At 69.8% G+C, this 22311-nt stretch carries 26 protein-coding genes and 1 tRNA gene; 24 read left to right on the top strand and 3 right to left on the bottom strand.

Features of this window, described 5'->3' with window-relative positions:
- Window positions 1-448: 448 nt before the first annotated feature.
- Window positions 449-1549, top strand: coding sequence for an NAD(P)/FAD-dependent oxidoreductase (locus Q0863_RS12890; protein ID WP_298578534.1), 1101 nt, complete (start codon window positions 449-451; stop codon window positions 1547-1549).
- Window positions 1546-2160 (top strand): hypothetical protein, encoded by a 615-nt coding sequence (locus Q0863_RS12885; protein ID WP_298578526.1) that lies wholly within the window; start codon window positions 1546-1548, stop codon window positions 2158-2160. Before Q0863_RS12890 ends, Q0863_RS12885 begins: the two co-directional genes overlap by 4 nt.
- Window positions 2161-2172: 12 nt before the next feature.
- Here Q0863_RS12885 and Q0863_RS12880 read toward each other — a convergent pair whose 3' ends face one another.
- Together Q0863_RS12880 and Q0863_RS12875 are read right to left on the bottom strand one after the other, a co-directional pair.
- The gene (locus tag Q0863_RS12880) at window positions 2173-2970 is read right to left on the bottom strand and encodes an amidohydrolase (RefSeq protein ID WP_298579020.1); all 798 of its coding nucleotides are present in this window, start codon (window positions 2968-2970) and stop codon (window positions 2173-2175) included.
- A 171-nt stretch (window positions 2971-3141) separates the two neighbouring features.
- Entirely contained in the window at window positions 3142-4287 is a 1146-nt protein-coding gene (locus Q0863_RS12875) for a pyridoxal phosphate-dependent aminotransferase (RefSeq protein ID WP_298578518.1), read from the bottom strand.
- Window positions 4288-4361: 74 nt separating this feature from the next.
- On the opposite strand from Q0863_RS12875, the gene Q0863_RS12870 reads away from it, so the two are divergent.
- The 16 genes from Q0863_RS12870 to Q0863_RS12795 all read left to right on the top strand — a co-directional run bounded on the left by Q0863_RS12870 (window position 4362) and on the right by Q0863_RS12795 (window position 16328).
- Complete coding sequence (locus Q0863_RS12870; protein ID WP_298578511.1) at window positions 4362-4850, top strand: DUF3293 domain-containing protein; 489 nt, start codon at window positions 4362-4364, stop codon at window positions 4848-4850.
- 34 nt (window positions 4851-4884) lie between these two features.
- Window positions 4885-5535 (top strand): heme ABC exporter ATP-binding protein CcmA, encoded by a 651-nt coding sequence (gene ccmA, locus Q0863_RS12865; protein WP_298578503.1) that lies wholly within the window; start codon window positions 4885-4887, stop codon window positions 5533-5535.
- Entirely contained in the window at window positions 5532-6227 is a 696-nt protein-coding gene (gene ccmB / locus Q0863_RS12860) for a heme exporter protein CcmB (RefSeq protein WP_298578501.1), read from the top strand. Before ccmA ends, ccmB begins: the two co-directional genes overlap by 4 nt.
- 203 nt (window positions 6228-6430) lie before the next feature.
- Window positions 6431-7180: a heme ABC transporter permease CcmC gene (gene ccmC / locus Q0863_RS12855; RefSeq protein ID WP_298579014.1), complete on the top strand. Its 750-nt coding sequence runs from the start codon at window positions 6431-6433 to the stop codon at window positions 7178-7180.
- Entirely contained in the window at window positions 7177-7347 is a 171-nt protein-coding gene (gene ccmD, locus Q0863_RS12850; protein ID WP_298578499.1) for a heme exporter protein CcmD, read from the top strand. Before ccmC ends, ccmD begins: the two co-directional genes overlap by 4 nt.
- Complete coding sequence (ccmE, locus tag Q0863_RS12845; protein WP_298578497.1) at window positions 7344-7826, top strand: cytochrome c maturation protein CcmE; 483 nt, start codon at window positions 7344-7346, stop codon at window positions 7824-7826. Before ccmD ends, ccmE begins: the two co-directional genes overlap by 4 nt.
- 73 nt (window positions 7827-7899) lie before the next feature.
- Window positions 7900-9909: a heme lyase CcmF/NrfE family subunit gene (locus Q0863_RS12840; RefSeq protein WP_298578495.1), complete on the top strand. Its 2010-nt coding sequence runs from the start codon at window positions 7900-7902 to the stop codon at window positions 9907-9909.
- Window positions 9909-10463, top strand: a complete 555-nt coding sequence (locus Q0863_RS12835; protein ID WP_298578493.1) for a DsbE family thiol:disulfide interchange protein — start codon at window positions 9909-9911, stop codon at window positions 10461-10463. Before Q0863_RS12840 ends, Q0863_RS12835 begins: the two co-directional genes overlap by 1 nt.
- Window positions 10460-10924: a cytochrome c-type biogenesis protein gene (locus Q0863_RS12830; RefSeq protein ID WP_298578491.1), complete on the top strand. Its 465-nt coding sequence runs from the start codon at window positions 10460-10462 to the stop codon at window positions 10922-10924. Before Q0863_RS12835 ends, Q0863_RS12830 begins: the two co-directional genes overlap by 4 nt.
- Complete coding sequence (locus tag Q0863_RS12825) at window positions 10921-11988, top strand: tetratricopeptide repeat protein (protein ID WP_298578489.1); 1068 nt, start codon at window positions 10921-10923, stop codon at window positions 11986-11988. The genes Q0863_RS12830 and Q0863_RS12825 overlap by 4 nt, the downstream gene beginning before the upstream one ends.
- Before the next feature lie 256 nt (window positions 11989-12244).
- Window positions 12245-13357 (top strand): homoserine O-acetyltransferase, encoded by a 1113-nt coding sequence (locus Q0863_RS12820; RefSeq protein WP_298578487.1) that lies wholly within the window; start codon window positions 12245-12247, stop codon window positions 13355-13357.
- Window positions 13358-13426: 69 nt separating this feature from the next.
- Window positions 13427-14020 (top strand): cysteine dioxygenase family protein, encoded by a 594-nt coding sequence (locus tag Q0863_RS12815; RefSeq protein WP_298578485.1) that lies wholly within the window; start codon window positions 13427-13429, stop codon window positions 14018-14020.
- A 49-nt stretch (window positions 14021-14069) separates the two neighbouring features.
- Window positions 14070-14528: a DUF2214 family protein gene (locus Q0863_RS12810; RefSeq protein ID WP_298578483.1), complete on the top strand. Its 459-nt coding sequence runs from the start codon at window positions 14070-14072 to the stop codon at window positions 14526-14528.
- 40 nt (window positions 14529-14568) lie between these two features.
- Window positions 14569-14655: transfer RNA gene (locus Q0863_RS12805), tRNA-Leu, on the top strand.
- 379 nt (window positions 14656-15034) lie between these two features.
- Entirely contained in the window at window positions 15035-15436 is a 402-nt protein-coding gene (locus Q0863_RS12800; protein ID WP_298578481.1) for a hypothetical protein, read from the top strand.
- A gap of 535 nt (window positions 15437-15971) precedes the next feature.
- A complete protein-coding gene (locus tag Q0863_RS12795; protein ID WP_298578479.1) occupies window positions 15972-16328 on the top strand; it encodes a hypothetical protein in 357 nt (118 codons plus the stop codon).
- A gap of 31 nt (window positions 16329-16359) precedes the next feature.
- On the opposite strand, the gene Q0863_RS12790 is transcribed toward Q0863_RS12795, so the two are convergent.
- A complete protein-coding gene (locus Q0863_RS12790) occupies window positions 16360-16890 on the bottom strand; it encodes a hypothetical protein (RefSeq protein ID WP_298578477.1) in 531 nt (176 codons plus the stop codon).
- A 138-nt stretch (window positions 16891-17028) separates the two neighbouring features.
- Between Q0863_RS12790 and Q0863_RS12785 the strand changes: the two genes are divergently transcribed.
- The 6 genes from Q0863_RS12785 (at window position 17029) to Q0863_RS12760 (ending at window position 22281) form a co-directional block, all read left to right on the top strand.
- Window positions 17029-17961, top strand: a complete 933-nt coding sequence (locus Q0863_RS12785) for an SOS response-associated peptidase family protein (RefSeq protein WP_298578475.1) — start codon at window positions 17029-17031, stop codon at window positions 17959-17961.
- The gene (locus tag Q0863_RS12780; protein WP_298578473.1) at window positions 17958-18179 is read left to right on the top strand and encodes a hypothetical protein; all 222 of its coding nucleotides are present in this window, start codon (window positions 17958-17960) and stop codon (window positions 18177-18179) included. Before Q0863_RS12785 ends, Q0863_RS12780 begins: the two co-directional genes overlap by 4 nt.
- Window positions 18169-18456 (top strand): hypothetical protein, encoded by a 288-nt coding sequence (locus tag Q0863_RS12775; protein WP_298578471.1) that lies wholly within the window; start codon window positions 18169-18171, stop codon window positions 18454-18456. The genes Q0863_RS12780 and Q0863_RS12775 overlap by 11 nt, the downstream gene beginning before the upstream one ends.
- Before the next feature lie 99 nt (window positions 18457-18555).
- Window positions 18556-19965: an AAA family ATPase gene (locus tag Q0863_RS12770; protein WP_298578469.1), complete on the top strand. Its 1410-nt coding sequence runs from the start codon at window positions 18556-18558 to the stop codon at window positions 19963-19965.
- Window positions 19966-20207: 242 nt separating this feature from the next.
- On the top strand, window positions 20208-21521 hold the full coding sequence (locus Q0863_RS12765; RefSeq protein ID WP_298578467.1) for a PQQ-dependent sugar dehydrogenase: 1314 nt from the start codon (window positions 20208-20210) through the stop codon (window positions 21519-21521).
- Window positions 21522-21630: 109 nt separating this feature from the next.
- On the top strand, window positions 21631-22281 hold the full coding sequence (locus Q0863_RS12760) for a glutathione S-transferase family protein (RefSeq protein WP_298578466.1): 651 nt from the start codon (window positions 21631-21633) through the stop codon (window positions 22279-22281).
- Window positions 22282-22311: the final 30 nt, after the last annotated feature.

Below are 22311 nucleotides of genomic sequence, written 5' to 3'. Positions count from 1 at the left end.
CCTACCTGCGATGGGAAAAGCGCAGGGCATGGCTGTGCCCCGCCCTCCGTCTGCGCCCGATCTGCTCCCTCCCCCGATTGCGGGAGGCGGAGCAGGAAAGCAGGTGCATCGATCCACCCTGCACATGCCTGCAATAGGAAAAGCGGATAGCTGTGCCCGGCCCTCCGCCTGCGCCCTGATCCGCTCCCTCCCCCGCTTGCGGGGGAGGGAGCAGGAAAGCAGGTGCATCGATCCACCCTGCCCCTACCTGCAATGGGAAAAGCGGATGGCTGTGCCCTGCCCTCCGCCTGCGCCCTGATCTGCTCCCTCCCCCGCTTGCGGGGGAGGGCCGGGGTGGGGGCCACCGCCGCCGCGATCCCGACTTCACCGCCACTTCATCGTCCTCCCATCGCCGCCACACGCGGCCGCGGCACGCTGGGTCCCATCGCAACGGGCACTAGGCGGGAGCATGGGCGCAGCGGCGCAGTGGGATGTGGTGGTGGTCGGCGCCAGCTTCGCCGGTGCGGCCTGCGCACTGGCCGCGCGCCGCGCGGGATTGCGGGTGTGCGTGCTCGAACGCAAGCGCGACCCGGGCATCCGCCTGCACACCACCGGCATCATCGTGCGCGAGGCGGCCGAGGGCACGGCGCTGGCCAGGATTCCGGCATCGCTGGTGCGTCGCATCGACGGCGTGCGCCTGTACGCGCCGGGCCTGCGCAGCATGGCGCTGCAGCGGCGCGACTACTACTTCCTCGCCACCGACACGCCCGCGGTGATGCGCTGGCTGGCGGGCGAACTGGAACGCGCCGGGATCGAGCTGCGGCTGATGCAGTCGTTCACCGACGCGCAGCGCGCGGGCGGCGGCTGGCAGGTGGCCGGCCTGGGCCGTTGTCGCTGGCTGGTCGGCGCCGATGGCGCGAAGTCGCGGGTGGCGATGCGCGCCGGCCTGGGCCGCGTGCGCGATTTCCTGTACGGCGTCGAGCACGAGTTCGACGGCGCCACGCTGGCCGAGCCGGATCGCCTGCACTGCTTCATCGACCGCCGGCTGGCGCCCGGCTACATCGGCTGGGCGGCGCAGAACCCGCGCGGCGTGCAGTTGGGCCTCGCCTTCCGCCATCGCGATGACCGCGCCGGCGTGCCGGACATCGACGCCTTGCGCCGTCGCGTCGGCGAGCGGCTCGGCCTCGATCCGGGCACGGCGGCGACCGCCACCCGCGCCGGCCTGATCCCCTGCGGCGGACCGGTGCGCCCGCTCGCCGCACCGGGCGTGATCCTGACCGGCGACGCCGCCGGCATCGTCTCGCCGGTCACGGCGGGCGGCATCCACTCGGCGTGGCGCCATGGCGAGGCGGTCGGTGCGGCGATCGCGGCCCACCTGCTCGATGGTGGCCCGGACCCGGCTGCGGTGGCGGCACGCGCGGCGCCACGCTTCCGCAGCAAGCGCGTGCTGCGCTGGGCCTTCGACCACCTGCAGCGGGACTGGCCGTTCGATGCGCTGCTCGGGACGCCGCCGCTGCGGTGGGCCGCGCAACGGATCTACTTCCACGCGCGTCCCGGCGGCGCGGCATGACCGCGCTGCTGGTGCTGGGGCTGGGGCTGGCGATACTCGCGGCACTGGCCATCGGCGTGGTCGTCGCGTTCGTGAAGGCGCCGCGCACGATGCTGGCTCTGTCCGCGGTGCTCGCGCTGGGCATGGTGTCCGCATGGGAGCTGATGTTGCTCGCCCACCACCTGGGTCACCCGCCGGGTGCGCTCGACGTGACCCGGCGGCTGTACGTCAGCGAGGAGTCATGGGGATTCGGGCCGGGCGGCAACGAGGCAGGCTTCCTCGCCTACGCGCTGCCGGAGTCCACCGCCAGGCAGATCGACGTCGAAGGCCTGGCCTGGTTCGATCGCCTGCGGGACGGGCGTCGCGGCGAAGGCTGGCGGGGGCGCTTCGGCGACTGGCAGCGCACGCCTGTCGTGGCGGACAGGCGATGGCAGCCCGATCCGTCCAGCGGACGCATGGAGGTACTCGACTACGTATGCGCCTACGGATTCTGCATCGACATCGACCAGGGACAGCTGCGCGCGGCCGAGGATGCGGTCAACAGTCCGGGAAGCTACTACGCACATGGCCGCATCGGCCTGATCTTGATCGTGCCGCGCACGCGGCGCGTGTACTTCCTCTACAACGGTTGAGCCGGCGCGGCGTCAGCGCAGCTCGAACGCGTCCGCGTCCAGCATCGCCGGGAACCGCTCGCGGTGGGCGGCCAGTTCCTGCGCCAGCAGCGTCGTGGTGACCACCACTTCGGCATCGGTGCATTCGCTGGCCGGATGGCCGAGGAAGTCGATCACCGCGCTGTCGCCCGAGTAGTGCAGGCCGCCGCCGTCGGTACCGACCCGGTTGAGCCCGGCGACGTAGCACAGGTTCTCGATCGCGCGCGCCCGCAGCAGGGTCTTCCAGGCATGCGCGCGCGCCGACGGCCAGTTGGCGATGTAGACGAGCAGGTCGTAGTCCGGCGCGCCCGGCCGCTCGACGTCATGGCGGTTGCGCGAAAACACCGGGAAGCGCAGGTCGTAGCAGACCAGCGGGCAGATCCGCCAGCCCTTCCACTCCACCGTGAGCCGGTCGCGGCCCGCCGCGTAGCGCTCGTGCTCGCCCGCGTAGCGGAACAGGTGGCGCTTGTCGTAGTGCGACAGCGCGCCGTCGGGCGTGGCCCACAGCAGCCGGTTGAACACCGCGCCCTCCACGCGCAGCTGCACGCTGCCGCAGACCGCGGCACCCAGCCGCGCGGCCTGCGCGCGCATCCACTCCACCGTGGGGCCGTCCATGGTCTCGGCGTTGCCGATGGCCTCGTTGGAGAAGCCACTGGTGAAGGTCTCGGGCAGCAGCACCAAGTCGGTGGTGCCGCGCAGCGGCCCGACCAGCTCGCCGTAGTACGCGCGGTTGCCGGCCGGGTCGTGCCACAGGGTCGCGCCCTGGACCAGTGAGATGCGCAGGTTGTCCATCGCGCCAGCGTAGCCCAACTGGCGAATGCTGGGGATGGGTGCCGGCCGATGCCGACCGCCTGTGGGAGCGCCTTCAGGCGCGAAGGTCCCGAGCCGCGCGGGAATGATCGCGACGATGTTCGCGGCTGAAGCCGCTCCCACGAACGCGCGTGTTCGCGATTGAAGCCGCTCCTACAGGTGCTGCAGGCGCTCGATGGCGGCGTCGAGCGTGGCCTGGTTCTTGGCGAAGCACAGGCGCGCCAGCCGCTGGCCCTGCGGCGGGGTCTCGTAGAACGGAGACAGCGGGATCGCGGCCACGCCCTTCTCCATCGTCAGCCAGCGGCAGAAGGCGGCGTCGTCCAGGTCGCTGACCGCCGAATAGTCGACCAGCTGGAAGTAGCCGCCCGGCACCGGCAGCGGCACCAGGCGGGTGGTCCCGATCTGCGCGCGGAAGCGGTCGCGCTTGGCCTGGTAGAAGGCGCCGAGCTGCTCGTAGTGCTCCGGCTCGGCGTCCAGCATCGCGGCGAAGGCGTGCTGGGCCGGCGAGAAGGTGCAGAACACGTTGTACTGGTGGACCTTGCGGAACTCCGCGCCCAGTGCCGGCGGCGCGATGCAGTAGCCGACCTTCCAGCCGGTGCAGTGGTAGGTCTTGCCGAAGCTCGAGACCACGAAGGCGCGTTCGCGCAGCGCCGGCCAGCGCAGCACCGACTCGTGGCGGGCGCCGTCGAAGACGATGTGCTCGTAGACCTCGTCCGAGAGCAGGAAGATGCCGGTGCCGGCCAGGATCGCCTCCAGCTCGCGCATGTCGTCCGCCGACAACATCGCCCCTGACGGGTTGTGCGGGCTGTTGATCATCAGCATCCGCGTGCGCGGGGTGATCGCGTCGCGCACGCGCTGCCAGTCGGGCGCGAACGTGGCCGGATCCAGCGGCACGTGCACGGCGCGGGCGCCGGCCAGGTCGATCGCCGGTTCATAGCAGTCGTAGCAGGGATCGAGCACCACCACCTCGTCGCCCGCGCGCACCACTGCGTGGATCGCGTTGAAGATCGCCTCGGTCGCGCCGCTGGTCACGGTGACCTCGGTGTCCGCATCCGGCAGGTGGCCGTACACCCGAAGCGTCTTGGCGGCGATGGCCTGGCGCAGCGGGGGCACGCCGGTCATCGGCGCGTACTGGTTGTGGCCGGCGCGCATCGCCCGGTCCAGTTCCTCGACCAGGCGCGCCGGCACCTCGAAATCGGGAAAGCCCTGGCCGAGGTTGACCGCGGCGTGTTCCTGGGCCAGTTGCGACATCACGGTGAAGATGGTGGTGCCGACCTTCGGCAGCTTGCTCTGCAACATCGACCTCATCCATACCGCAACCGGGAAGGACGGCAGTTTACGGTCCGGCCCCGATCGGTTAAACCTTGCGACCGATGTCGACGCTGCCAGCCCCCGATGACGCGCGTCTTGCCACGCTGCTGCGCGCCTACCTGGCCGCGGAGTACCGCTGGCAGCGCGAGGGCGACTGGCACGACCTCGTGATCGGCCTGCCGGCCCCGGGGCTGGAGATGGCGTATCCGCGGGCGCGCTCGTTCGGCCTGATCTCGGCCTGGAACCCGTCCTCGAACGAACGCAGCGTGGCGGAGAACCGGGAGGCCGACGAGATGCTCTGCGACGCGCTCGATGCCGGCGGCCATTTCTACCTGGCCGCGTTCTCGTCGGCGCGCAACCGCAGCTGGCGCGAACCGGGCTGGCTGGTGATGGACATGGACGCGGCCGGCTACGACGCGCTGTCGCGGCGCTTCGGCCAGCTCGGCGCGCTGTGGTGGCCGGTGGGCGCGCCGGTGCGGCTGCGCATGGACGCACGCCGTCCGCGCGAACTGGACGAGGACGACCGCTTCGTCGACTGGCTAGTAGAATGAGCGCGATGGCCGGTCCGCGGCCGAAGCGCGCCTGATGCCCCAGACCCCTTCCGCCGCCGCGCCGCTGATCGACGTGCGCGGCCTGAGCTTCGCCCGCAACGACCTGCCCGTGTTCGGACCGCTGGACTTCCATGTCGAGCGTGGCGAGGCGCTGCTGGTCCAGGGCGGCAACGGCGCCGGCAAGACCACCCTGCTGCGGCTGCTGGCCGGCCTGCTCGACGGCGAGCGCGGCGAGATCCACCTGGGCGGCAGCCCCGCCGGCCCCGCCGCGCGTGCGGGCAGCCTCGCCTATCTCGGCCACCTCCCCGGCCTCAAGGCCGACCTCTCGGCGCTGGAGAACCTGGGCTACCTGTGCGGGCTGCTCGGCCGCCGCCCGTCGCTGGAGCTTGAGGAGGCGCTGGCGATCGTCGGCCTGGGCGGCTTCGAGGATGCGGCCGCGCGCACGCTTTCGGCCGGCCAGCGCAAGCGCCTGTCGCTGGCGCGGCTGTGGCTGTCGCCGGCGCCGCTGTGGCTGCTCGACGAACCCTACGCCAACCTCGACCTGCCCGGCATCGAACTGGTCAACCGCATGGTCCGCGCGCACCTGGACGAAGGCGGCGGCGCGCTGGTCACCACCCACGGCGCCTACGCCGCGCCACCGGTGCGCACGCGCCTGCTGGCGCTGGGCACGGCGGTGCCGGCATGACGCCCTCGCCCGCCACGCCGACCCTGGCCTCGGCCGCGCGCGCGCTGGTGCTGCGCGACCTGCGCCTGCTCTGGCGCCGCCGCGGCGACGCGCTGCAGCCGGCGCTGTTCGCGATCCTGGTGGTGGTGCTGTTCGCGCTGGCGATGGGCAGCGAGCGCGAACTGCTCTCGCGCGCCGCGCCGGGCGTGCTGTGGGTGGCGGTGCTGCTGTCCGGCCTGCTGGCGCTGGACACGCTGTTCCGCGGCGATGCCGAGGACGGTTCGCTCGAACAGTGGCGGCTGGCGCCGGTGCCGCTGGCCTGGCTGGTGCTGGTGCGCACCCTGATGCACTGGCTGACCACTGCCGCGCCGCTGCTGCTGGCGGTGCCGCTGCTGGCCGAACTGCTCTACCTGCCGCGCTCGCTGTGGCCGGTGCTGCTGCTGGCGCTGGGGCTGGGCACGCCGCTGCTGAGCCTGCTGGGCGCCGTGGTCTCGGCGCTGACGGTCGGCATGCGCCGCGCCGGCGTGCTGCTGGCGCTGCTGGCGCTGCCGCTGTACGTGCCGGTGCTGGTGTTCGGCGCCGGCAGCGTGGCGGCCGCGGCGCAGGGGCACGACCCGTCCGGCGGCCTGCTCCTGCTCGCGGCCGGCCTGCTGCTGGCGCTGGTGCTGGCGCCGGTCGCCGCCGCCACCGCGATCCGGATCGCGTCGCAGTGATGCGCATGGCGGGCCGTCGCGGGCGCGCCGGCGCACCAGCTGTCGCGTGCGCCCGCGGTGGGGCATCCTGTCCACCCCCAAGGCTTGGCCGCACCGGTCGAGTCTGAAAAAATAGACACTTAGCCATGGATGCCGGCGGCCAGCCCCGGCCTCCGGCCGCCTGGCGGCCCTTCCCCCAGCGAGCAGACAGCCCGATGTCCAACATGAACCCGGTGGTGCGATGGTTCCACCAGCTCGGGTCGCCGCCCTACTTCGACCGCTTCGCCGTGCGCTGGGCGCCGTGGGCGTTCGGCCTGGGCCTGGCGATGATGGCCGTCGGCGCCTACCTGGGTCTGTTCGTGGTGCCGGCCGACTACCAGCAGGGCGACAGCTTCCGCATCCTCTACATCCACGTGCCCAGCGCCTGGATGAGCATGGCCATGTTCGGCCTGATGGCGATCTACGGCGCGATCGCCCTGGTGTGGCGGATCAAGCTGTGCGAGATCCTGGCCATGGCCTGCGCGCCGATCGGCGCGGCCTTCACCGTCATCACCCTGGCCACCGGCAGCATCTGGGGCAAGCCGATGTGGGGCACCTGGTGGGACTGGGACCCGCGCCTGACCTCGCAGCTGGTGCTGCTGTTCCTGTATTTCGGGGTGATCGGCCTGTACTCGGCGATCGAGGACCGCCGCGCCGCCGCGCGCGCGGCCTCGCTGCTGGCGATCGTGGGCGTGGTGATGCTGCCGATCATCCGCTACTCGGTGGTGTGGTGGAACTCGCTGCACCAGGGCCAGACCATCCGCGTGTTCGGCGAATCCTCGATGGACGCGAGCATGCTGCCGCCGCTGCTGTGGATGGTGATCGGCACCAAGTTCTGGGCGATCGGTTCGCTGCTGGTGCGCGCCCGCGCCGACAACCTGCAGCGCGAGGCCGGCAAGGACTGGGTGCGCCGCGCCGCGGGAGTGGCGCGATGAGCTACGCCGGATACGTCACCGCGGCCTATGCCGTGTTCGCCGCGGTGCTGCTGTGGGACTTCGTCGCCCCGCGCATCCGCATCGCCCAGGTACTCCGCGCGGTCCGCCTGCTGGCGCGGCGCGATGCCGCCCGCGCGCAGCCCGTTGCGCAGGAGCTGAAAAGATGAACCCCACCCGCCGCCGCCGCATCTGGTTCGTGGTCGCGCTGCTGGCCGCCGCCGGCCTGGCCGCGACCCTGGTCGCCGTTGCCCTCCAGCGCAACATCGCCTACCTGTACACGCCGGCCGAGGTGCTGTCGGGCACGGCGGGCGCGAACGTCTCGTCGGGCGAGGCGCGTTTCCGCCTCGGCGGCATGGTCGAGACCGGCTCGTTCCGGCGCGACGAAGGCTCGCTGCGCAGCCACTTCCGCGTGACCGATGGCGACGCGCAGCTGGACGTGGTGTACGACAAGATCCTGCCCGACCTGTTCCGCGAGGGCCAGGCGGTGGTCGCCACCGGGCGCATGGAAGGCGGCCGCTTCGTGGCGGAGGACGTGCTGGCCAAGCACGACGAGACCTACGTGCCCAAGGAAGTGGCCGACAAGATGGGCCTGGCGCACAGCAAGCACAACGTCGACACGCCGACCCCGCCCCGGGCGCAGCCGTGACCGGCTCTCGCGGGCGGACCGGCCGTCCTTCCAGCCGCCATCGCGCAACGCAGCCCCCCAAGGTGTCCGTCTAGTGCTCCCCGAACTCGGCCAGATCGCGCTCCTCCTCGCCCTGCTCGCGGCGCTGCTGCAGGCGGCGCTGCCGCTGGCCGGCGCGGCCGGCAACCGGCCCGCCTGGATGGCGGTCGCGCGTCCCGCCGCGCTGGCGCAGCTGCTGCTGCTCGCCTTCGCCTACGCGGTGCTCACGCTGGCGTTCGTGCGCCAGGACTTCTCCGTCACCTACGTGGCCAACAACTCCAACACGCTGCTGCCGCTGGTGTACCGCTACACCGCGGTCTGGGGCTCGCACGAGGGCTCGCTGCTGCTGTGGGTGCTGATGCTGGGCGTCTGGAACGCGGCGGTGGCGCTGTGGTCGCGCGCGCTGCCGCAGGTGGTGGCGGCGCGGGTGCTGGGCGTGATCGGGCTGGTCGCGATCGGCTTCCTGTCCTTCATGATCTTCACCTCCAACCCGTTCGAGCGCCTGCTGCCTGCGCCGCTGGAAGGCCACGACCTCAACCCGTTGCTGCAGGACCCGGGGATGATCATCCATCCCCCGATGCTCTACATCGGCTACATCGGCTTCGTGGTGCCGTTCGCGTTCGCGATCGCGGCCCTGCTCGAGGGCAAGGTCGATGCGCGCTGGCAGCGCTGGACGCGGCCCTGGACCAACGTGGCCTGGGGCTTCCTCACCATCGGCATCGCGCTGGGTTCGTGGTGGGCCTACTACGAACTGGGCTGGGGCGGCTGGTGGTTCTGGGATCCGGTCGAGAACGCCAGCTTCATGCCGTGGCTGGCCGGCGCGGCGCTGATCCACTCGCAGGCGGTGACCGAGAAGCGCGGCAGCTTCGGCGGCTGGACCCTGCTGCTCGCGATCGCCACGTTCTCGCTGTCGCTGCTGGGCGCGTTCCTGGTGCGCTCGGGCGTGCTGACCAGCGTGCATTCGTTCGCCGCCGATCCCTCGCGCGGCCTGTTCATCCTCGCCTTCCTGGCCGCGGTGATCGGCGGCGCGCTGGTGCTGTACGTGCTGCGCGCGCCTCGCCTGCCCGAGGGCCGGCCGTTTGCGCCCGCCTCGCGCGAGACCCTGCTCCTGGTCAACAACCTGCTGCTCACCGCGGCCTGCGCGATGGTGCTGCTGGGCACGCTGTATCCGCTGCTGGCCGATGCGCTGGACCTGGGCAAGGTGTCGGTCGGTCCGCCCTACTTCGGCACGCTGTTCCTGCTGCTGATGGCGCCGCTGGTGCTGCTGGTCCCGTTCGGCCCGCTCACGCGCTGGCAGCAGGAGCAGGCCTCGAAACCCGTGGCGATGCTGATGCCGTGGCTGGGGCTGGCGCTGGCGCTGGCGGCGATCGCCTGGTTCATGGCGCCGCAGGGCGCACCCAAGACCGCAGCGGCCGTCTTCGCCTCGGCCTGGATCGCGCTGGGCACCCTGCGCTTCGTGTGGACGCGGGTGCGTGCCGCGGGCCGCACGTTCACGCCCGAGATGCTGGGCATGGTGCTCGGCCATCTCGGCCTCGCGGTGTTCGTGGCCGGCGCGCTGATGGTCGAAGCGCAGGACGTGCAGACCGAGGTGGCCATGTCGCCCGGGCAGACGGTGGAGATCGGCCGCTACGCCTTCCGCTTCGATGGCGTGGAGCGGCTGCCCGGCCCCAACTACGTCGCCGACCGCGGCCTGGTGCAGGTCTCGCGCCGCGACAGGCCGCTCGAACTGCTGCATCCGGAAAAGCGCTCCTATGCCTCCGGCGGCCAGGTGATGACCGACGCCGGCATCCATGCCGGCCTGTTCGCCGACGTGTTCGTGGCGCTGGGCGAGCCGCTGGGCGGGGACGCCTGGGCGGTGCGGCTGCAGATCAAGCCGCTGCTGCGCTGGATCTGGGCAGGCGCGTTCCTGATGGCGCTGGGCGGTTTCGTCACGGCCGTCGACAGGCGTTTCCGCAGGGTCGGCGGCCGCGGCAGCGACGCATCCGCGAACACTCCGGTCGAAGGTCCGGGCCATGATCCAGGCCAGGCGCCGGGGCTTGCGCCCGCGCGCGGAGGAGAAGGCTGATGGCACCGCGCACCCTGTCCGCCGTGGTCATCGGCGTGGTGTTCCTCGGGCTGGTGGGCCTGCTGCTCTACGGCGTGCTGGTGTCCGACCGCGCCGACCGCGAAGCCCTGCCCTCGCCGCTGATCGGCAAGCCCGCGCCCGAGTTCGAGCTGCCGATCCTGCACCAGCCCGGCAAGCTGTTCTCCTCGGCCGACCTGCGCGGCCAGCCCTACCTGCTCAACGTCTGGGGCAGCTGGTGCCCGGGCTGCCGCGTCGAGCATCCGGTGATCACCCGCTTCGCCGAAACCAAGCGCGTGCGCGTGGTCGGCTACAACTGGAAGGACGAGCACGCCGACGCGATGCGCTGGCTCGAGCAGTTCGGCAATCCCTACTGGTTGGTGCTGGTGGACTACGAAGGCCGCAAGGCGATCGACTGGGGCATCTATGGCGCGCCGGAGACCTTCCTGGTCGATGCGCAGGGCATCGTGCGGTGGAAGCACGTCGGTCCGGTGGACGACACGGTGATCGCCGAAAGCCTCGGCCCGGCGCTGGACAGGCTCGGAGTCGCGCCATGAACGCGGGCCTGATGCGCCGCTGTCGTGCGCCGCTGGCCTGGCTGCTGGCGGCGCTGCTGCTGGCGCCCGGCCTGGCCGCCGCGCAGGCCGTGCGCGATGCCGCGCCGCTGGAGTTCCAGGATGCCGCCGAGGAGCGCCGCTTCCACGCGCTGGTGGCGGAACTGCGCTGCGTGATGTGCCAGAACCAGTCGCTGGCCGATTCCAATGCCCAGATCGCCCACGACCTGCGCCGCGAGGTCTTCGACCTGATGCGCAGCGGGCGCAGCGACGAGGAGATCCGCAGCTTCCTGGTCGATCGCTACGGCGAGTTCGTGCTGTACCGCCCGCGCTTCAGCGGGCACACCGGCCTGCTGTGGCTGGCGCCGGGACTGCTGCTGCTGGTCGGCGGCGTGGTGGTGGTGCGCATCGTGCGTGCGCGCGGCAAGCGGCCGCTGCCGGTCGAAGAGGAGCAGGAGTGGTGAGCGTGGCGATGCTGTACGTGGGACTGGGCCTGGCCGCGCTGGCCATGGCGGCCCTGGTGGCTGCACCGCTCCGGCGCGGCGCGCCGCGGCTGTTCGGCGGCATCGTGCTGCTGGTGCCCGTGCTCGCCTTCGCGCTGTACCGGATCGTCGGCACGCCGGCGGCGCTGGATCCGGAAGCGGCCGCCGCGGCCGCCGAACGCGCCGCGCCCACCATGGAAGAAGCCATCGCCGAACTCGAGGCCGCGCTGCAGCGCGATCCCGCCCAGCCGGAGGGCTGGCGGCTGCTGGCCCGCGCCCATGCCGCGCAGGGCAACCGCGCCAAGGCGCGCGACGCCTACATGTCGGCGCTGGAACAGATCCCGGACGATCCGGACCTGCTGATCGAAACCGCACAGGCCCGCGCCCAGGCCACGCCGGGCAACCTGTTCGATGACGAGGCGCTGGCCCAGCTGCGGCGTGCGCTGGCGCTGGATCCAGGCAACCAGCGCGCGCAGTGGTTCATCGGCGTGGTGCAGCGCCAGCGCGGCGAGGATGCACAGGCGGTCGCGACCTGGGAGGCGCTGCTTCCCGCGCTCGATGCCGAGACCGCGACCGCGCTGCGCGCGCAGATCGACCAGGCGCGTGAAGCGGCGGGCATGCCGCCGGCGCCGCCGATGGCACCGCCCAGCGAAGCGACCGGCCAGACCGCGGCAGCCGGCGCGACGACCGCCACGCCCGGGCTGCGCGTCCGCGTCGCGCTCGATCCGGAGTTCGCCGCCCGCGTGCGCCTGCGCGGCGATGCCGTCGTCTTCGTCATCGCCCGCGCTGCCGGCGGCCCGCCGATGCCGGTCGCGGTCGAGCGCCACACCCTGCAGGACCTGCCGCTGGACATCGTGCTGGACGATGCCGACAGCCTGATGCCCACGATGAAGCTGTCCTCGTTGACCGACATCGAACTGGTCGCGCGCATCTCCGCCACCGGCAGCGCCAACCGTGCCGAGGGCGATATCGAATCGACGCCGGTGCAGGTCAAGCGGCCGGCGGAAGCGCCGGTCGAACTGGTGATCGGCGCACAGGCCCGCTGAGTTCGGATCGACTCGTCGCTCGAGCGCGGGATGACCTTCCGCAGAAGACGGCGGCGGTGCAACGCTTTTCGCCGGACCGCGGATCGCCCGCCATCGGCTGCTGCAGAACGCTTCGTCCTCCAGCCGGACCGAAAGATGGTGCGTGCTCCGCACGCGCTAACGGGCGGTGATCCCGGGATTCCCTTGGCAAAACCCCGCAGCCTGCCACCCCGCCCCGCAAACCTCGGCCGCCGGACGATCCCGTTAGAATTCCCGGATGACCGAGTTCATCCCCCCCGCCAGCCGCTGGATCGACCTGCCCTCGCCCTTCGCCATGAAGCGCGGCGGCACGCTGCACGGCGCGCGCATCGCCTACGAAACCTGGGGCACGCTCAACGCGGCGCGCGACAACGCGGTCCTGATCGTCACCGGCCTGTCGCCCGATGCGCATGCCGCCTCCTGCGAAGCCGATCCCACGCCCGGCTGGTGGGAAGCCATGCTCGGCCCGGGCAAGCCGATCGACACGGATCGCTGGTTCGTGGTCTGCGTCAACTCGCTGGGCAGTTGCAAGGGCTCGACCGGGCCGGCCTCGCTCAACCCGGCCACCGGCCAGCTCTACCGGCTCGATTTCCCCGACGTGTCGATCGAGGACATCGCCGATGGCGCCGCCCACGTGGTGCGCGCACTGGGCATCGAGCGGCTGGTCTGCGTGATCGGCAACTCGATGGGCGGCATGACCGCGCTCTCGCTGCTGCAGCGCCATCCCGGGCTCGCCCGCGCCCACGTCAACGTCTCGGGCAGTGCGCGGGCGCTGCCGTTCTCGATCGCCGTGCGCTCGCTGCAGCGCGAGGCGATCCGGCTGGACCCGAACTGGAACAACGGCGAGTACGACGAAGCCACCTATCCCGAATCGGGCATGCGCATCGCGCGCAAGCTCGGCGTGATCACCTATCGCTCCGCGCTGGAATGGGACGGCCGCTTCGGCCGCGTGCGGCTCGATTCGGACCGCCTCGACGAGGATCCCTTCGGCCTGGAATTCCAGGTCGAGAGCTATCTCGAAGGCCATGCGCGCCGCTTCGTGCGCCGCTACGACCCCAACAGCTATCTCTACCTCAGCCGCTGCATGGACTGGTTCGACCTGGCCGAGCCCGCCGGCGGCGACGTGATGGCGGCGCTGTCCAGCCTCCGCGTCGAGCGCGCCCTGGCCATCGGCGCCCGCACCGACATCCTGTTCCCGGTCGAGCAGCAGGAGGAGATCGCCGAGGGCCTGGCGCTCGGCGGCGCGGATGCGCAGTTCCTCGGCCTGGAATCGCCGCAGGGCCATGACGCCTTCCTCGTGGATTTCGAGCGCTTCGGCCCGGCGATCGGCGATTTCCTGCGCGCGCTCTGAGCCGGCGCGGGCGTCCCGGCGCGCCCGCGCCGCTTGAATCGTTGCATTCGATACGGTCTAGAATGGGGCATGACCCCTGCCGCCCTGCCCGGCCTGCCCTTCGAAGGGCGCGACCGCTTCATCGCCGCCGTCGACGAGGCGGTGCGCAGCGGCGACAGCCACGCGGTGACCGCGCGCCTGCGCAGCGTGCTGTGCGAGCTGATCCGCGACCCCGCGGTGCGCCTGCCCGACTGCGTGCACGACCGCCTCGAAGACCACTACGCTCGCCGCGAGATCTACCGCAGCCCCGACCTGGGCTACAGCGTGATCGCCATGACCTGGGGCCCCGGCCAGGGCACGCCGGTGCACGACCACTGCGGCCTGTGGTGCGTGGAAGGCGTGTGGCACGGCGAACTGGAAATCACCCAGTTCGAACTGCTCGACGAGGACGGCGACCGCTGCCGCTTCCGCGCCGCCGGCGGCATGCGCGCAGGCCCCGGCAGCGCCGGCAGCCTGATCCCGCCGCACGAGTACCACACCATCCACAACGGCAGCGACGACGCCATCGCGGTGTCGGTGCACATCTACCAGGGCCAGATGGACCATTGCTGCCGCTATGAACCGGAAGACGGCGAGTGGTACCGGCGCACGGCCACGACGCTGTCGGTCGATCGCGCCGCCTAGGCGGCCTGCGATACGCTGCGGGCCGCTCCCGCTGCCCGGATCCCCATCGATGCTGACCGACTTCCTGCTTGCCAGCCTCCATCACCTGCTGCTGTTCGGCCTGGTCGCCATGCTTGCGCTGCAGTCGGCCCTGCTGTCGCGCCCGATCGATGCAGCCGTGATGAAGCGGCTTGCCGGCATCGATCGCGGCTACGGCCTCACCGCCGTCCTGCTGCTGCTTGCCGGCGGCGCGCGCCTGTTCTTCGGCGTCAAGGGCAGCGCGTACTACCTGGGCAACCCCTGGTTCCACGCCAAGATCGGCGTGTTCGTGCTGGTCGCCGCGCTTTCGCTGTGGCCCACCCTCGCCTTCCTGCGCTGGCGCCTGCAGCTGCGCGCGGACGCCGCCTGGTTGCCCGCCCCCGCGCAGGTCGCGCGCCTGCGCACCCTCGTGCGCATCGAGCTCGCCCTGGTCGCCGTGATCCTGGTCCTCGCCGCCGCCATGGCCCGCCACGGCGGACTGTCGCTCTGACGCGGGGCCGGCCGGCCGATTCGCTATACTGCGCCCCCGCGCCGGAGTGGCGGAATCGGTAGACGCAGCGGACTCAAAATCCGCCGCCCTTAAAAGCGTGTGGGTTCGAGTCCCACCTCCGGCACCAGATCCAGGACGAAGGGCTTGACCGTGAGGTCAGGCCCTTTGTGTTTGGGTGGGGGCTCCAAATGGCCGGTGTTTGCTTGCAGCGCGGCGGCCGTGGCTCCGACTGGGACGGGGCAGCACTTCTCCCCATTCGGCTGGCCCCTCGGCGGCTCGCAAGCGCCGACAGAGTCGCCGGTGTAATGGATTGATACCGCTCGCATGCCGAATATTCCGTCCCGCAGTCTCTCGCCGCTGCCGCGCGTGCGGTAAGAACCGAGAATCCACGCAGCTTCCGCTGTTGACGCGACCCGGGTGCTAGTCCAGATTCGGCGCTACGCCCAGTTGCGGGGTCTAAATGGCGTTAGGCGGTCATGACACTTCACGAGCACTACCGAACATCGGTGACCAACGCTCTCGCCGGCTTCCAGCTAATAGAGGAAGGGCTGAAAGACTACTTGGATCTCTACTACCAATCTGTCCGTCACCTACTTAGCAATCGGCTCCACTTCGACTATCACCGCAGCGACATCAACAAAGCGGCTCTTGGGCGCCTCGTCTCAATATTCGCCAAGACGTCAACGAATGCCAGCCTCACCACGAGACTCAGATCACTGGTGGATCAGCGGGACTCGGCAGCTCACACAGCACTTCTTTGCCTATACGACTCTTCTACTACCGATGCTCAGTACTACATCATGATCAAGGCTAACCGTGCCCTGTCTGACGAACTAAGAGAGGTTTTGGTCGCCTTGCTTAATGAGGTCTCCAGCATGCGTGTAGCCACGTTTGGCGCACAGCCCTAGGCTGGCCGCCTAACCATTCATTCAAGCCGACGCCGCTTCGCGGCGCGGCTTAATTCAGATGTTGGACCGCTAGCGAGAGCAATGAAGACCGCACTTCTCATGGCCACGTTGCTGCTTCCGCTCTCGGCTGTCGCGGGTAGCGACATGACCACCGTGCCGGATCGCTTTGTTGGGCATTGGACTGGGAGCCCTGATTCTTGCGGATCGGACGCAGATGATTTGACTCTTCGCATTGCTCCCCATCACATTACGTATTGGGAGAGTGATGGCCCAATCAAGGCCGTTGTGGTTCGCGGAGACACCGACATTGCTCTGATCTCTGAGCTGTCCGGCGAGGGAGAGACATGGCTTTCGACCGCACAGTTCACTCTCTCCAAGGATGGGAGTCAGCTACTCGACAACACGACTGTGCCGGGCAAGGAATTTGTGCGGTACAAGTGCTCAGGCGCGGTCGGTTCGCGGTCTAACAGTTCATTCAAGCCGAACCCGCTTCGCGGGTCGGATTGATTCCGGCGTTAGGCTGCAGGAGCAAGTGATGCGACTGTCGATAGTGCTAAGTCTCGCTCTGTTGCCAATATCTGCTATGGCGCTTGATGCAGAGAATATGTCTCCGCTAGTCAGGACCTACTACCAGTGCATGATGCAGCAGTCCGCAAACTACGGCAAAAGGACCGAACGTGCTGATGAGGCGATAGAAGCAGCACGGTCGGCTTGTCAGCAGCAACGCGAGGACCTGCGTATTGACATTGCCGCAGAGCACGCGGCAGATGAGATCATGAAGGGGCGACAGCCTAGCGAGTATCAAGTGAACCGCTTAGCGTCTTCCGTGCTCAGCAAGATTGATGAGAGGTTTCGGCCAGATCTCACGCGTAGCGCGCTCGACGCAAAATGAGTTCGCACGGTCTGCAGCCTAACAATTTCATTCAAGCCGATGCCGCTTCGCGGCACGGCTTAACCCAAGCGTTAGCACTCATGTCGAGCAACATTGAGTCCCTTCTAGTGAATGCGCAAGAACGGGGCCAGGTGTAGTTAATCAAATGCTGCAAGAACGTGGCCGCCGTTTCGCAGCCGGGCCAATAGGCCAGGTATTTGGGGTCAGGTGACTTCCTCCGAGTGGCCAGCCGTCTGATCCATCGGACGGACGATGGCGGGCCGCGCGCAAACGGTTTTGGCTTGCCCGCAACCGGGATTCGCTCGCACGCGACCGGAAAAGGCTCGTGCGCGACCGGAAACGGCTTGCGCGCGACCCGGATTCGCTTGCGCGCGACTGAAAACGGCTTGCGCGCAACCGAAGTTCGCTTGCGCGCGACCGGAAACGGCTTGCGCGCAACCGGAATTCGCTTGCGCGCGACCGGGAACGGCTTGCACGCAACCCGGATTCGCTTGCGCGCGACCGGAAACGGCTTGCGCGCGACCCGGATTCGCTTGCGCGCAACCGGAAACGGCTTGCGCACCACCCGTATTCGCCCGCGCGCGACCCGAAACGGCTTGCGTACAAGCCGATTCTCCTCGCGCCCAGCGCGCGCGTGGCGAAGGCCTGACGCCACGCTCGCGGCCGACCGGCTAGCCTCGGCCCGTCCGATGGAGGTGCTATGTGCTACTCAGCCCAGGTCCACTCCGAATTCAAGAAGTTCGTCCGGGCCACCGGGTCCGGCATGGATCTGGAGAGCTATGTCCGCGTGTTCTGGTGGGAACAGGGAAAAGACCCGCTCCGGAAGCGGCCCAAGGTGCCCCGCGGCGTGGAACGCGACATCCTGGCGCACGGTCCGCCCGTGCTGGCTGATCTCATCCGCCGGTGGGACACCTGGGAGATCGACCAGCTGACCCGGGAGATCTTCGCCCAACGCCGCCGGGTCGCCGACGCCGAACGCGCCCTGCAGGCCAAGGCCACGAGGAAGGCGGCCGAGGATGTGCGCATCGGCAGCAACAAGGTCGCGGCGGCGCAGCGACGGCTGGACAGCCTGAAGGGCCAGGCGAGCGACCAGGACTGGCGCATCTACCCGGGCGTTTACGCGCCGGTGATCGTGGCCGAGGGTGGGCAGCCGGTGGTCAGGCTCATGCGCTATCAGTGTCGACCCGAAGGCAAGCCTGCCCTGTACGACCGGAAGTTCCCCGGCACCTACAACGCCCGTCGGGACAACCTGGAGGGCTTCTGGCGTGGCCAGTTCGGACGCCATCACGGGCTGCTGGTAGCCGACGTGTTCTTCGAGAACGTGGAAGGGCCGGACGGCAAGAACCGCGTCCTGGCCTTCACGCCCCGCACTGGCGAGCCGATGCTCATTGCGTGCCTCTGGTCGCACTGGTCGGACCCTCAGGGCGGGGAGCCGGAGTTGTACTCGTTTGCCGCCATCACGGACGACCCGGAGCCGGAAGTGGCCGCCGCCGGCCACGACCGCACGGTGATCAATATCCGGCCCGAACACGTGGAGGCCTGGCTCAACCCCGATTCGGGGAAGCTCTCCGACCTCCAGGCGATCCTCGACGACAAACGCCACCCCTACTACGAACACCGCGAGGCGGCATGACTTCACCCGACACATTCGAGCTGGCCCGGCGCGTGCCGCGCATGACCGAGTTGACCCCGCCGGAACACGTCATGGAGGAGTTCGCCTGCTACGCCGATGTGATCCGCGACGCTGCAAAGCCCGAGGACCTGGCGCATGTCGACGCCCGTCTCGACTGCATCCTGCACAAGGCGGGCCTGATCCCTGGCGAGGAAGAGGAAGCCTGCGATGACGCTTGACGAACTGCCAGCATCGCGAGGCCCTATGAAGAAGCCCCCGTCCGAATGGATCCCGGAAGCGCACCGCTTCCTCGAGTCGTACGACAGGAGCAGGACGTTCGAGCAGTTCTGGGATGACTACCTGGCGTTGTTCGGCCATGAGAATCCGGCGATTGCCCAGGTTGGGGACGATCCCGACGACCGGGCCGCGTTCAAAGCGCTGCAGCAGGCGCTGGACCCATTTACGGCCTCGCTCCAGGGCAGGCTGGACACGGACGCCATCGACCCGGAAGCGTGAATGGCCGCCGCGCCGCGGTCCACGAACGAACCCGTCACAGCACGGCCGCGGCACCGCACTGGCTGGCCAGCCCTGGACAGGCGGCGCATCATTCCCCCCATGAGCGTCCTCGACACCCTCAAGTGGCTCGCGCGCGACCTGTCGAAGGTGCAGGACGTGATCGTGCCCGAGCATGGCGAGCGCAAGGCCAAGCGCTATACCTCGACGCCCGACCAGCTGGTGGGCGTGGAGGTGCTGCCGGAGTACGAGTTCATCCTGGAGGCGCTGCAGGCCGGCTGCCCTGCCCTGTTCGTGACCGGCAAGGCCGGAACGGGCAAGTCGACGCTGATCCACTGGCTGCGCAGCCAGCTCGACTCGTGCGCGGTGGTGGCGCCGACGGCGGTCGCGGCCGCGGCGGTCCAGGGCGACACCATCCACTCGTTCTTCGGCCTGCCGCCGCGGCTGATCGATCCGGAAGAGAAGCATCCGGTGAGCGCCAAGGTGCGGCTGGTGCTGGAGAACGTGAAGTGCCTGATCGTCGACGAGGTGTCGATGGTGCTGCCGAACATGGTCGACACCATGAGCAACATCCTGCGCAGCGCCCGCGGCAACGCGCTGCCCTTCGGCGGCGTGCCGGTGATCTTCGTCGGCGACCTGCTACAGCTGCCGCCGGTGGTGGGCACGCCCGAGGAGGTGGTGTACTTCTCGCACCGCTACCAGACGCGCTACTTCTTCTCGGCCGACATCTTCCGCGAGCAGCCGATCGTGCCGGTGGTGCTTGCCAAGGTCCGGCGCCAGGCGGACGAGGCATTCATCGAGGCGCTCAACCGCATCCGCCTGAACGATGACTGCCGCGAGGCGGTCGCGCTGTTCAACCGCACCTGCTATCGCGACCGCGCGACCGATGCGCCGGTGGGCACCTACCTGGTGCCGACCAACCAGGGCGCGCGCAGCATCAACATGCGCGAACTCGACCAGCTGCCCGGCGAGGTGAGGCTGTACGAAGCGCGCGTGGGCGGCACGGTGGCAGCCAACAAGTGGAAGCTGCCGGTGCCCGACCGGCTGGAGCTGAAGGTCGGCGCCAAGGTGATCTTCCTGAAGAACCGCAAGCCCGACTGGATCAACGGCGACCTGGCGACCGTGGTCGGGCTGGAGGACGACCACATCCGCGTGCGCAAGGACGAGACCGAGAACGTGCTGCTGGTCGGGCGCGAGACCTGGCACAAGTACAAGTATTCCTACGACTACCAGACGCGGCGGGTGGAGGCCGAGGTGGTAGGCAGCTTCGAGCAGTTTCCGCTGGCGCTGGGCTGGGCGATGACGATCCACAAGTCGCAGGGGCTGAGCCTGGATGCGATGACGCTCAACCTGGGCGATGGCGGCGCGTTCGCCGAGGGCCAGACCTATGTGGCGCTGTCGCGGGCGCGGACGCTGGAAGGCATCACCCTGGCGCGGCCGATCTCGATGCGCGACGTGCGCACCGATCCGGTGGTGGTGGCGTTCTATCGGGAGCTGGGGATCGACCGGTAGTTGCGTGGGGGGCGGGTGGCCTTGTGCTGGTGAGCGGATCTGCCTTGTTGGCGCGGTGCGTCTTCGCGGCTGAAGCCGCTCCCACAAGGGCCTTGGCCGATCCGTCCTGCGGGCGGAGAGGACGGTCCGCAACTCGGTCACCGCATCCTTGTTCGGCGGAATCACGGCGCGCTAACGCGGGCAACGGTAGTGGAACGCTTCGCGCACGCGGCAGGTGCGCTGGCCCAGCAAGGAGCTCGCCCATGCGCCCGTCCCGGTTGCTCGCCCTCGGTCTTGCCCTGTTCCTCGCCGGCTGCGACGACGTGATCGTCGACACGGCGCCCCGCGAAGACCGCGCGGCCGAGGCGGCGTCACGGCGAACCGGTGCCGCGATGCCCGTGGTCGTCGCCCGCCCCGCCACGAGGCTCGCGACACCCTCCGAAGACGCTGCCCCGGTGCGCACGCCCGCAGTTGCCGCGCCTGCGGCCGTGACCCGCGTCACCGGCGGCAACGGCCCGCGGCGGCGCATCGTCGAGCCCGACCCGCCCTTCCGCAGCACGCCGGTCGCCACCCTCAACGAACCCTGGGCGATGACCTTCCTGCCGGATGGCCGCCTGCTGGTGACGCAGAAGGGCGGCGCGCTGCGGCTCGTCGACCCGTCCAGCGGACAGGCCGGCACGATCAGCGGCGTGCCCGCCGTGGCCTATGGCGGACAGGGCGGCCTGGGCGACGTGATCCTGCATCCGCAGTACACGGGCAACCGCCGCATCTACCTGAGCTACATCGAGCGCAGCGGCGCGATCCATGGCGCGGTTGTGGTGCGCGCGCGGCTCACCCTGGACGCTGCCGGCGGTGGCCACCTCGACAGCATCGAGCGCATCTGGGAACAGTTGCCCAAGGTGAGCGGCCAGGGCCACTTCAGCCACCGCCTGGCCTTCGACGCGGCCGGCAAGCTGTGGATCACGTCCGGCGACCGGCAGAAGTTCGAGCCGGCCCAGGACATGTCGACCAACCTGGGCAAGATCATCCGGCTCAACGACGACGGCAGCATCCCGGCCGACAACCCGTTCGTCAGCCAGGGCGGCGTGGCCGCCCAGGTCTGGTCGCTCGGCCATCGCAATCCGCTGGGCATCAGTTTCGACGCCGAGGGCCGGCTGTGGGCGCACGAGATGGGGCCGGAGGGCGGCGACGAACTGAACCTGATCCTGCGCGGGCGCAACTACGGTTGGCCGCTGGTCTCCAACGGCAACCATTACGGCGGCGCGCCGATTCCCGACCACGACACGCGCCCCGAGCTGGAGGCGCCCAAGGCCTGGTGGACGCCGGTGATCGCGCCGGCCGGCATGGTCATCTATTCGGGCCAGCTGTTCCCGACCTTCCGCGGCGATGCCTTCATCGGCGGCCTCGCCTCGCAGGCGCTGGTGCGGGTGCGCTTCAACGGCACCGCTGCCGCCGAGTACCGGCGCTATCCGATGGGACAGCGCATCCGCGAGGTCGAACAGGGACCCGATGGCGCGATCTGGCTGCTCGAGGATGGCGGCAGCGGGCGCCTGCTCAGGCTCACCCCGCCCGCCTGACCGGCTGCTGCCGTGATGGCGTGGTGCGCCGATCGCGCGACGATCGGCGCGCGTGTCGATCGCCTGCTCCGCGGATCGTCGCAGACGACATTCCGCAGCAGGTGAACCGATGCAACCGATCCTCTACGCACACCCCTTTTCGTCCTACTGCCAGAAGGTGCTGGTCGCGCTCTACGAGAACGGCACGCCGTTCGAATATCGCCACCTGGAAGAGAACGGGCACATGGACGAACTGGCGCGGCGCTGGCCGATCAAGCGCTTCCCACTGCTGGTCGACGGCGCGCACACGGTGATCGAGGCCAGCACCATCGTCGAACACCTGCAGCTGCACCACCCGGGACCGTCGCCGATGATTCCCGCCGAGCCGGAGGCGGCGCTGGAGGTGCGGATGCTGGACCGGTTCTTCGACAACTACGTGTCCACGCCGCAGCAGAAATGCGTGTTCGACGTGCTGCGCCCGGAAGCCGAGCGCGATGCGCGCGGCGTGGCCGAGGCCGGCGCCATGCTCGACACCGCCTACGCCTGGCTCGACGCGCGCATGGCCGGCCGCACCTGGGCGGCGGCCGGGCGTTTCAGCCTGGCCGACTGCGCCGCGGCGCCATTCCTGTTCTACGCGCACTTCACGCGTCCCATTCCGGAGGCGCATGCGCACCTGCATGCCTATCGCAGGCGCCTGCTGGTGCGGCCCTCGTTCGCGCGCGCGGTGGACGAGGCGCGGCCGTACCGGCACTACTTTCCGCTGGGCGCGATCGAGGATTGAGCCAGGCGCCGCCGGCGTCGCCGGCGCAGC

This window comes from uncultured Luteimonas sp., assembly GCF_947492465.1.
Classification (GTDB): Bacteria; Pseudomonadota; Gammaproteobacteria; order Xanthomonadales; family Xanthomonadaceae; genus Luteimonas.
This window is presented reverse-complemented; position numbering and strand designations above follow the sequence as displayed.